At 69.6% G+C, this 9,134-nt stretch carries 11 protein-coding genes; 3 read left to right on the top strand and 8 right to left on the bottom strand.

The annotated features are described in order from the left end of the window. Positions 1-7: 7 nt before the first annotated feature. The 3 genes from ACXJLH_RS20410 to ACXJLH_RS20400 form a co-directional block, all read right to left on the bottom strand. Positions 8-562, bottom strand: a complete 555-nt coding sequence (locus ACXJLH_RS20410) for a tRNA-uridine aminocarboxypropyltransferase (protein WP_457445908.1) — start codon at positions 560-562, stop codon at positions 8-10. A 12-nt stretch (positions 563-574) separates the two neighbouring features. Continuing rightward, on the bottom strand, positions 575-1,153 hold the full coding sequence (locus ACXJLH_RS20405) for a hypothetical protein (protein ID WP_457445907.1): 579 nt from the start codon (positions 1,151-1,153) through the stop codon (positions 575-577). 118 nt (positions 1,154-1,271) lie between these two features. Next, positions 1,272-1,448, bottom strand: coding sequence for a hypothetical protein (locus tag ACXJLH_RS20400; protein ID WP_457319903.1), 177 nt, complete (start codon positions 1,446-1,448; stop codon positions 1,272-1,274). Between the two features lie 169 nt (positions 1,449-1,617). On the opposite strand from ACXJLH_RS20400, the gene ACXJLH_RS20395 reads away from it, so the two are divergent. Next, positions 1,618-2,997, top strand: a complete 1,380-nt coding sequence (locus ACXJLH_RS20395; protein WP_457445906.1) for a leucyl aminopeptidase family protein — start codon at positions 1,618-1,620, stop codon at positions 2,995-2,997. A 13-nt stretch (positions 2,998-3,010) separates the two neighbouring features. On the opposite strand, the gene ACXJLH_RS20390 is transcribed toward ACXJLH_RS20395, so the two are convergent. Then, positions 3,011-3,922 carry a ProQ/FINO family protein gene (locus ACXJLH_RS20390; protein WP_457445905.1) on the bottom strand — a complete coding sequence of 304 codons (912 nt, stop codon included), beginning with the start codon at positions 3,920-3,922 and terminating at the stop codon, positions 3,011-3,013. Positions 3,923-4,014: 92 nt separating this feature from the next. On the opposite strand from ACXJLH_RS20390, the gene ACXJLH_RS20385 reads away from it, so the two are divergent. Then, on the top strand, positions 4,015-4,500 hold the full coding sequence (locus tag ACXJLH_RS20385) for a GFA family protein (RefSeq protein WP_457445904.1): 486 nt from the start codon (positions 4,015-4,017) through the stop codon (positions 4,498-4,500). Here the strand turns inward: ACXJLH_RS20385 and ACXJLH_RS20380 are convergent. The 4 genes from ACXJLH_RS20380 to ACXJLH_RS20365 all read right to left on the bottom strand — a co-directional run bounded on the left by ACXJLH_RS20380 (position 4,497) and on the right by ACXJLH_RS20365 (position 8,140). Further along, positions 4,497-5,174, bottom strand: a complete 678-nt coding sequence (locus ACXJLH_RS20380; RefSeq protein ID WP_457445903.1) for a DUF4197 domain-containing protein — start codon at positions 5,172-5,174, stop codon at positions 4,497-4,499. The genes ACXJLH_RS20385 and ACXJLH_RS20380 overlap by 4 nt on opposite strands. Positions 5,175-5,214: 40 nt before the next feature. Next, complete coding sequence (locus ACXJLH_RS20375) at positions 5,215-6,219, bottom strand: sensor domain-containing diguanylate cyclase (RefSeq protein WP_056191807.1); 1,005 nt, start codon at positions 6,217-6,219, stop codon at positions 5,215-5,217. A gap of 203 nt (positions 6,220-6,422) precedes the next feature. Continuing rightward, positions 6,423-7,361 carry a nucleoside hydrolase gene (locus ACXJLH_RS20370; RefSeq protein ID WP_457389699.1) on the bottom strand — a complete coding sequence of 313 codons (939 nt, stop codon included), beginning with the start codon at positions 7,359-7,361 and terminating at the stop codon, positions 6,423-6,425. Next, positions 7,358-8,140: a hypothetical protein gene (locus ACXJLH_RS20365; protein WP_056191804.1), complete on the bottom strand. Its 783-nt coding sequence runs from the start codon at positions 8,138-8,140 to the stop codon at positions 7,358-7,360. The genes ACXJLH_RS20370 and ACXJLH_RS20365 overlap by 4 nt, the downstream gene beginning before the upstream one ends. Before the next feature lie 34 nt (positions 8,141-8,174). On the opposite strand from ACXJLH_RS20365, the gene ACXJLH_RS20360 reads away from it, so the two are divergent. Beyond that, positions 8,175-9,071 carry a hypothetical protein gene (locus ACXJLH_RS20360; protein WP_457445902.1) on the top strand — a complete coding sequence of 299 codons (897 nt, stop codon included), beginning with the start codon at positions 8,175-8,177 and terminating at the stop codon, positions 9,069-9,071. Positions 9,072-9,134 lie beyond the last annotated feature (63 nt).

The raw sequence follows: 9,134 nt of genomic DNA, 5'->3' as shown, positions 1-9,134 counted from the left end.
CGAAATCCTAGGCCATCCCGCTTTCACCCTGCCGTGACAGGCCTGCCTGAACAAATGCATCGAACGCGGCCCACAGCGGTGCGAAGCGTTCCGGCCCGCCTTCCAACAGGGCCAAGGCATGCAAACCGGCTTCCAGTGTTGACAGCTGGCCAGGGCGGTGGGCTCGGCGTATCGCATAGCGGCCGGGCTGCTCGGGCAAGCTCAGCCGCGGCAGCGCGGCCAGCCAGGGGTTGACTGCCAGCAGGCGGCGACTCTGGCGCCAATTGCCGTCCAGCAGGACGAGGCGATTGACGTCGGTCAGCGTGGCCCCCTCGCCCTCGCCCGGGTAGAGCAGCGCCGTGCCGGGGCGGGCCAGTGCGGGGTCGAAAGCCTCGCCGCGCAGCAGGCACGCGGCTGGGCTCAGGCCGAGCGTCAGAAAGGCGGCGGTGTTCTTGGCATGGCCGGCCTCGGCCGGGTGCTGGAGGATGAGCAGTTCGGTGCGCACGGCCAGCGGCGCCGGCAGCGTGGCGCACAGGCAGGTGCTGGCCGGACGCTCGCAGCGCGGGCAGACCGCGCGGGGCATGGGCGCCTCGGCTCAGTTCACCGGTGGCGACACGGAGTGCGGCGCGATGGTCGACACCGTGCTGTCGGCACCGGCATCAGCGGCCGCCTCCTCCTCGCCGTGGTGGCGGCGCGAGCGCGTGGTGGGCAAGCCGACCTGGCGCCTCTTGGCCAGCCGGCCGGCCAGCCAGACGCCGCCAACGACGCCGAAGATGTTGAAGGCACCGAACAGCGGCGCCGCACTGGACGACAGCAGCATGCTCTGCAGGGGCGCCGAGTAGGCGCGCGGCTTCAGCGCGAAGCTGAAGGCGCCGAAGATCAACCAGCCCGCCCAGGCCACGCCGACGCCGGACATCATCCACGCGACATAGGGGCGGTGCCGGCGGCGCTGCGGCCGCAGCGTCAGATAGCCCCAGATCAGCGCGGCAATGAAGAGCAGCAGCGCAATGGCGACGGCCTCGCCGAGCATGACCTGAAGGCTGTTGCGGCCACCCAGCTGGGCATAGACCTGGCGCGGCAGGCCGGTGGTGGCGTACTTCATGGCGGCGCCCGCGCCGAAGCAGTACAGCAGGAGGCCGGAGAAGAAGGCGATGGAGCGGCGGGCGGCTTTCATGGGGGCGCATTCTCGGCGCTGTCACGCCAGCAAATCCGGGAGGATTTCCCGTTCAGCCCAAAACAAAGCCCGCCGTCCGGTGCCGGGCGGCGGGCTGCAAAGAGGAGAGTTGCCGATTTCAGCGCTTGCGGTCCAGGCGCATGGCGCGGGCGAGGCCGCGGCGTTCGCCGCTGTAGAAACCGGTGTCGAAGGCCTCGTGCTTGCGGCCCTTTTCGACGGATTCCTCGGCGCTCCAGGCCACCTCGGAGAGGGGCAGGCGGCGCGGCGGGTGTTCAGTGCGGGGCTGGATCTTCATCATGGCTGTCTGGCCTTTTGAGGGCCGTCTCACGCCGAGTGGGGCGCGATTGGGAGGCACAACGCGGGCTGGTTGGGGGTGGTTGACAGGCCAAACACACTTCTTTGCACTTGTCGCCTGCGGTCACCGGCTATGCAGACAATGCCACTTTTGAATTCAGGACCTCGCGATGACCGTCCAGCTGAAAAAGACCCTCCCGGCCAAGGCCACTCCCATCACCGTCGTGGACCGCGCCGCCTTCCAGGCCCTGGCCCCCGGCCTGCCACCGGCCACCCGCGCCTGGCTGGCGACGGTCGGCTTTGTCGGTGCGCCGGACAGCCACGCCCTGATTCCCGGAGCCGATGGCCGCCTGGCCCAGGTCTTTGCCGGCGTGGCCCACAGCGCTCACCCCTTTTCGCTGAGCCATCTACCGCTGACCCTGCCGGAAGGTGTCTACAAGCTGGATGACGCCGGCCTGGCCCTGCTGCCAGAGGGCGCGGCCATGTCCTGGGAGCTGGGCGGCTACCGCTTCGACCTCTACAAGCCGGCCAAGCGCGCGCCGGCCACATTGGTGCTGAAGGGCGGTGCCGACGCCGAACGCGGCCTGGCGCTGGCCGCGGCGATTTCGGCCACGCGCGATCTCGTCAACACGCCGGCCGAGCACATGGGCCCGGCCGAGCTGGCCGCCGCCGCCAAGGCCCTGGCCAAGCAATACGACGCGACCTATGCAGAAACCGTCGGCGACGCCCTGCTGAAGAAGAACTTCCCCAGCATTCACGCCGTCGGCCGCGCGAGCACGCGCTCACCTCGCCTGATCGAGCTGAATTGGGGCAATCCCAAGCACCCCAAGCTGGCCCTGGTGGGCAAGGGCGTCTGCTTCGACACCGGCGGCCTGAACATCAAGCCCGGCGAGGGCATGCGCCAGATGAAGAAGGACATGGGCGGCGCGGCCAACGCGCTGGGCCTGGCCACCCTCATCATGGCCTTGAAGCTGCCGGTGCGTCTGCAGCTGCTGATCCCGGCGGTCGAGAACTCGATCTCGGGCAACGCCTACCGGCCCGGCGACGTCATCAAGACGCGCAAGGGCCTGCACATCGAGATCGGCAACACCGATGCCGAGGGTCGCGTCATCCTGTGCGACGCGCTGGCCTATGCCGCCGAGGGCAAGCCCGACCTCGTCATCGACCTGGCGACGCTGACGGGTGCCGCGCGCGTGGCCCTGGGCGCCCAGCTGCCGGCGCTGTTTGCCAAGCACATGGACACGGCCCGCGACCTCGTTGACCTGGGCCTGAAGCTGGACGACCCGCTCTGGCATATGCCGCTGTGGGCACCGTATCACGCTGGCATCGAGAGCACGATCGGCGACATCGTCAATACCGGCAAGAGCGCTCTGGCCGGCGCCATCAACGCGGCGCTATTCCTGGAAGACTTCCTGCCGCCTCAGCAAGACTGGCTGCACGTCGACCTGTTCGCCTGGAACGACGCGCCTCGCGCCGGCCGGCCAGTGGGCGGCGAGGCGCAGACGATCCGCACCCTGCTCGCCTACCTGGAGCAGCGGTATTCGGCCTGATGACGCGGCCCGATTACTCGGGCGCCTGATCCTTGGTCGGCTCAGTTTCCTGGGCCGGCTGCGCCTTTGCTACCTGGGGCTTGGCCGCCTGATCGCGGCGCGGCTGATCGGGCTTCCTGCCCTGCCCCTGGCGCTGCGGCGGCCGGCCACCTTCGCGGCGACCTTCTGAGCGCCCCTCGGGGCGACCGCCACCACCGGGGCGTCGGTCATCGCGGCGCGGCGGGGGCCCATCGCGGCGCACCTCCCGCGGCGGGGCAGGCGGCGCCTCGGCGCGCTCCTTGCGAGCGATCTCCAGCAGGCCCGGCAGCTCCTCAGGCACCACGCCCTTGAGCACGCAGAAGTTGGCCTCGGTCAGCGTCGTGCGCTCGAAGTCCCACAGCAGCTGGGCTCGGTTGCGGCGCTGCTGCGCCTCGAGCTGGTGGCGCTCCTGCTCCACCTGCTCGCGCTCCTGCTTCAGGCCGCGGCGGCGGGTCAGCTCTTCCTTGGCGGCATTCAGATGCTCTTCCGTGATCTCACCGGCGGGATTGCCGTCGAGGTCGAAGCGGCTCTTGGCCTGGGTCAGCGCGATCAGATAACCGGTGCTGCCGGTGTGGCGGCGCAGGAAGGCGCTGAGCTGAGCCTTGCTGAACTTGCCCGGTGCGCGCTCCTGGATGTCGGCCTGCACGCGCAGCTTGACAGGCTTGGGCTTGCCGGTGAACAGGGCCGGGAACAGGGCCTTGAGCTCGGCAGTGGCGTCTACCGCCGGCGCAGCGGGCGAGCCAGCAGCAGCCGGCGCGGCGTCGGCGGAAACCTCTGTCGCGCTCTCGATCTGGGGCGCGGCCTCGGGTGCGGCCGCCGGTGTGGCCTCAGGCGCAGGCACGGGTGCGGGCACAGCGGCTGCCGGTTCTTCGGACGGGGTGACGGGATCAGGAAGATCGGAATTCATCGCAAAGCCGTCGAAGCGGCAGCAAACAGGCAAGGGCCGGGATTGTCGGCCATCATGGGCTCCTGCACGCCATCCCATAGAAAGGCCAGCAAATGCACCTCGAAGGCTCATGCCATTGCGGCAGCGTGAAGTTCTCGGTCGAGGCCGACTCGCCCGTCCCTTTCATGCGCTGCTACTGCTCCATCTGCCGCAAGACGGCCGGCGCCGGCGGCTATGCGATCAACCTCGGCGCTCAGACGCACACGATGAAGGTCAAGGGCAAGCGGCATCTGCGCATCTACCGCGCCAAGCTGCCGAACAAGGAAGGCAAGGGCCGGCACAAGAGCAGCGGGCGGCGCTACTTCTGCATGAAGTGCGGCAGCGCGCTGTGGCTCTGGGACCCGACCTGGCCGGAGCTTGTGCACCCGCATGCCAGCGCCATCGACACGCCGTTGCCGACGCCACCCGAGCACGTGCATTGCATGGTGGGTTCCAAGGCAGATTGGGTCGAGGTGGAGGGCTCGCCTCGGGACCCGCGTTTTGACGAGTACCCCGACATGTCACTGGCCGAGTGGCACAAGGCGCACTACAGGCCCTAGCCCAGCCCGCCGAAAACCTTTTTGAGGATGGCGCTGCCCGTACCCACCGGGTCCTGCCGGATCTTCTTCTCCTCCTCGCCAATGATGCGGTAGAGCCCGTCCAGCGCCCTGGCCGTCACGTACTGCTGGATGTTGGCCTCGTCGCCCTTGACGAGGCCGAAGCCACCGGCCTTCCTGGCGACGGCGTTGTACTTGTCGGCGAGAGACACCTTCTCGGTCGCCTTGGTCACGATGGGTAGGAACTGCTGGCCCAGCGGCTCGCGCGTCTTCACGGCGAAGAACTGCGTCACCGAGTCGTCGCCGCCCCTGAGGATCTTCAGCCCGTCCTCGACGCTCATGTCCCTCACCGCCTTGACGAGCAGCGGCTTGGCCGCCGGCACGGCGGCTTCGGCGGCGCGGTTCATCGCTGTGACGAGCTCGTCGAGCTTCCTGCCTTGCCCGGTGGCCTTCAGCAGCTTGGCGACGTCCCTCAGATAACCCGGCAGCTCGATCTTGACGAGCGGGTTGCCGAGAAAGCCGTCGGGACGCCCCAGCAGCGACACCGCCGAATTGGCGCCGCGCTCCAGGGCCGCGCGGATGCCGGCGTTGGCATCACCCTCGCTGAGGTTCAGCGCCCAGGCCGGGCGCAGCAGGAACAGCGCGGGGGCACTGGCGATGACGAGGCGGCGTTGCATGGCGGGCTCCGGTGAGACGGAGCGCCATCTTGCCACCGGCTCAGGCGTGGGCGTGCTGCAGGCCGCGCTTGTGGCGGTACATGCGCTGGTCGGCCAGCTCGATGAGCCGGCCGAGATCCATCCCATCCTCGGGGAAGCAGGCCGTGCCCATGCTGGCACCGACCTGCAGCAGCCGGCCTTCGAACTCGAAGCCGCCGTCGAGATGCGCCGCCAGCCGCTGCATCGTCGCCTCCAGGCCGCCGTCGGCCGCCAGCGGCCGCAGCAGCACGCCGAACTCGTCACCCCCAAGCCGCGCCGCCATGTCGGACTGGCGCAGGCCGCCAACCAGGCGGCGCGCGAACTCCAACAGCGCCGCATCGCCGGCACGGTGACCGAAGCCGTCGTTGATCCGCTTGAGGCCGTTCATGTCCAGCATCATGACGGCCAGCGGCTGGCCGTCCCGCATGGCCTGGGCCAGCGAGGCATGCAGGCGATCCAGGAAGAGGGAGCGGTTGGGCAGGTCCGTCAGCCCGTCATGCGTCGCCTTGTGGAAGAGTTCGGCGGGCGCATAGCGGGTGGCGAAATACATGGCCGCGGCGACGAGCTGGGACACCAGCCCCAGCAGGGACAGATGCCGGTCAGCGAAATGACCCTCGCGTTTGGACATGGCCTTCAGCACGCCCACCGTCACGCCGTGATGACGCAGCGGCACGACGACCATGGCACGCAGGCCCAGGCGCTCGCAGGCGGCGCGGTCGCAGCGCGGATCGAGCAGTGCGTCGTCGCAGCGCAGCGCCCGCCCCTGGGCGACGCACAGGCCCGACAGGCTGTGACTGCGTTTGAGCCGCAGGCCCAGGCTGCCCTCCGCCATGCCGGCTGCCGCGCGGTAGACCATCTCGTCGCCCTCGGCCATCTCCAGGGCAGCGCCGTCCGCATCCACCAGGCTCAGGGTGCGTTTGACGACGCGGTCCAGCAGGCGCCCCAGGTCCAAGTCCAGGTCCAGCCCCAGTCCGGCCACCTCGGTCTGCAATGCGATGACCTCCAGCAGCTTGTCTCTGGTCGGCATCGATGTCTCCTCGACGCGCCGTCGCGCGACGATGCGCCTCTTCCACCCCCGGGCGCTGCGGTGTCCCCCTCGAGCGGCCAGTGTCTCACCGGATATAAATGATGTCGACACCCGTTTGCACATCATCTATGCGCCAAGCGCGTACTAATGGAGTTCTGGATCTTGCACTGCCAGACCATCCCGGCTTTCGCTCAATGACGCACTCACTGCAGAGCCGACAGCCTCTCGGTCAGCAGCGCGAAGAAGCCGTCGGCATCGACATGGCGCAGCACCTGGGCGTTGGCAGGCAGGCCGGTGACGGCCCACCAGTCGATGACCGTCATGCCGCGCGTCAGCTCGCTCCGAGTCTCGACGCGCACATTGCAATCCCGGCCGGTGAACAGCTCAGGCGCCAGCAGCCAGGCGATGACGCAAGGGTCGTGCAGCGGGCCGCCGTCCTGGCCATATTTCTCCTCGTCAAAGCGCTCGAAGAATTCCATCCAGGCGGCCACCACGCCGCCAACGCGGTTGCCCAAGGCGCGGATGGCCTCGATGCGGGCCGCCGTCGTCAGCGCCTCGTGGGTGACGTCCAGCGGCGCCATCGTGATGGGCACGCCACTCGTGAACACCTCATGGGCCGCCTGCGGATCGACATAGATGTTGAACTCGGCGGCCGGCGTGACGTTGCCGCCCTCGAAGAAACCGCCGCCCATCAGCACGATGCGGCGGATGCGCGCCGCGATGTCGGGCGCCTGGCGCAGGGCCAGCGCGATATTCGTCAGTGGCCCCAGCGGGCACAGCGTCACGGTGCCGGCCTCGCGCTCGCGCAGGGTCTGGATGATGAAGTCGACCGCATGGCGCGGGTCCAGGGCCAGCGTCGGCTCGGGCAGCTCGACGCCGTTCAGGCCGGTGTCGCCGTGCACATGCTCGGCGGTGACCAGGGGCACGTCCAGCGGCCTGTCGGCACCGGCGCAGATGGGCACGTCGCGCCGACCGGCCAATTCCAAGACCTTGCGGGCGTTCAGTGTCGTCAGCGCCAGCGGCACATTGCCGGCTACCGTGGTCACGCCGAGCAGTTCCAGCTCCGGGCTGGCAGCGGCCAGCAGCAGGGCGATGGCGTCGTCCTGGCCCGGGTCGGTGTCAATGATGATGGCTTGGCTCATACGGATGCGGGTGGCGGTGCGAGATCGATGTCGATGGCGCCGAACAGGCTGTGCTGGCCGTCGGCGGACTTGAGGTCCAGGCGCAGACTGTCACCGGGCGCTAGCGGCAGCTCCAGCGCGCCGAGGGCCGAGCCGGCCAACTGCCCGGCGCGCAGCGCCCGCAAGCGGGCCAGACGCGCCAGTGCGTCACCGGGCAGGGCAGCCACGTCGCGCGGATCGAGCTTGGCGCCGTTGTGCAGGGCCACCAGGCGGGCCTGCAGACGGCCGGCGCCCCAGGCCTCGCCCAACTCATCAGGCGTGACGGCCAACGGCGCGCAGTGGGTGGCGATCAATTCGCCGTCCAGGCGCCAGTCCACGGCAAAAGTCAGCAGACGCATGGCATCAAGTGCCGAGGCGGCATCACTCGCTGCCGCCAGGTCGCCCGTGATGACGGCAAGGGCCGGCTCGCAGGCCGCCGGCGCCCTCAAAGGCTGATGCGCGCCATGGAACTGACCAGCTTCGCGGCGCACGCCGCCTTCGGCGTCGGCAACGGCCCAGCCATAAGCGCGTGGCAGAGGCGCGACACATTTCTCGGGTTCGAAAGCAAAGGCGTGGCGCAGCTTGCCGTGGTTGAGCTGCACGGCCAGGTCTTCGAGCTGCGGCGACAGGAAGCCCCAGTCATCGAGGACCTGCTGCAAGCGCGTGGCGATGCCGGTGGCGTAATGCGCCTGGGTCTGGTCGCGCGACACGACGACGAGGTGGCCGTCGCGCGAGCCGTCGGCGTAGCTGGCGAGTTTCATGAGCGGGAGTTCAGGGTGATGGCAGCATTGTGCGATGCGCGCCGCCCTGCCCTCACCCCGCGCCGCCACGGTTGCACTGGCGGCCAGCCTGCTCGCCCACGCGCTGCTGCTGGGCGGTGAGCGGGTGCGCGACGACAGCGCCGCTCGGCCGGCGCGGGCCGTCAGCATCGCGTTGTTGCAGCCGCCGACGCTGCCCATGGCCCTGCCCGAGCCCACCCCATCCACCCGGCCCTTGCCTCAGGCCCGCTCGCCCCGCGCCAGCGCCAGGCCACCGATGCCCGCCGTTGAAGCCCCCATCGCCGCCCCCGAGGCCCCGCCGCTGCGCCTGGCCGGCCCAGCCGCCTGGCACTACCGCCTTCGCCAAAGCGGCCAGGACGGCGAGGCGCTGCTGGACTGGCGCCCCGAAGCCGATGGCCGCTACAGCCTGCGCCTGACCCGGCGCGTTGGCGAGCGCGCGCTGCCGGCCCTGGAAAGCCTGGGCCATACCGGCAGTGCGGGCCTGGCCCCCGAACGCTTCGCGCTGCAGCGCGGCGGTCAGGACCGCCAGGCCATCAACTTCGATGTCGAAGGGCGGCGTGTCAGCTTCTCGGCCAACCCGGCCCAGCTCGAACTGCCAGAGGGCGCGCAGGACCGCCTGTCCTGGTGGCTGCAACTCGCCGCCTTGGTGCAGGCCGCCCCGACACCGGGTGGGCGCTGGCGTGTCTGGGTGGCCGGATTGCGCGGCGAACTGCGGGAATGGACCTTCGAGACCGTGGATGCGACGCCTGAAGACGCCGGCAGCCTGCATCTGCGACGCCTGCCGCTGGGTGAGCGAGACCCTGGCGTGGAGCTGTGGCTGGACCCCAACCGCGGCTACTGGCCGGTCCGCCTGCGCCAGGGCGACCCCGAAACGCGCGGTTTCGAGATCCGTCTGTCCGACGTGAACTCCTGACGCTTCCTACACGTTGTCAGCGCATGGGATGACCCGAACAGCAGGGCGTTCTGCCAGTATCTG

The organism is Roseateles sp. P5_E4 (genome assembly GCF_054049255.1).
This window is presented reverse-complemented; position numbering and strand designations above follow the sequence as displayed.

Bases quoted from the DNA above. Each gene is read 5' to 3' on its own strand.
- ACXJLH_RS20385 (WP_457445904.1), top strand. From the start codon at position 4,015: ATGCACCTCGAAGGCTCATGCCATTGCGGCAGCGTGAAGTTCTCGGTC.
- ACXJLH_RS20380 (WP_457445903.1), bottom strand. From the start codon at position 5,174: ATGCAACGCCGCCTCGTCATCGCCAGTGCCCCCGCGCTGTTCCTGCTG.
- ACXJLH_RS20390 (WP_457445905.1), bottom strand. From the start codon at position 3,922: ATGAATTCCGATCTTCCTGATCCCGTCACCCCGTCCGAAGAACCGGCA.
- ACXJLH_RS20400 (WP_457319903.1), bottom strand. From the start codon at position 1,448: ATGAAGATCCAGCCCCGCACTGAACACCCGCCGCGCCGCCTGCCCCTC.
- ACXJLH_RS20370 (WP_457389699.1), bottom strand. From the start codon at position 7,361: ATGAGCCAAGCCATCATCATTGACACCGACCCGGGCCAGGACGACGCC.
- ACXJLH_RS20360 (WP_457445902.1), top strand. From the start codon at position 8,175: ATGCGCGCCGCCCTGCCCTCACCCCGCGCCGCCACGGTTGCACTGGCG.
- ACXJLH_RS20395 (WP_457445906.1), top strand. From the start codon at position 1,618: ATGACCGTCCAGCTGAAAAAGACCCTCCCGGCCAAGGCCACTCCCATC.
- ACXJLH_RS20410 (WP_457445908.1), bottom strand. From the start codon at position 562: ATGCCCCGCGCGGTCTGCCCGCGCTGCGAGCGTCCGGCCAGCACCTGC.
- ACXJLH_RS20405 (WP_457445907.1), bottom strand. From the start codon at position 1,153: ATGAAAGCCGCCCGCCGCTCCATCGCCTTCTTCTCCGGCCTCCTGCTG.
- ACXJLH_RS20375 (WP_056191807.1), bottom strand. From the start codon at position 6,219: ATGCCGACCAGAGACAAGCTGCTGGAGGTCATCGCATTGCAGACCGAG.
- ACXJLH_RS20365 (WP_056191804.1), bottom strand. From the start codon at position 8,140: ATGAAACTCGCCAGCTACGCCGACGGCTCGCGCGACGGCCACCTCGTC.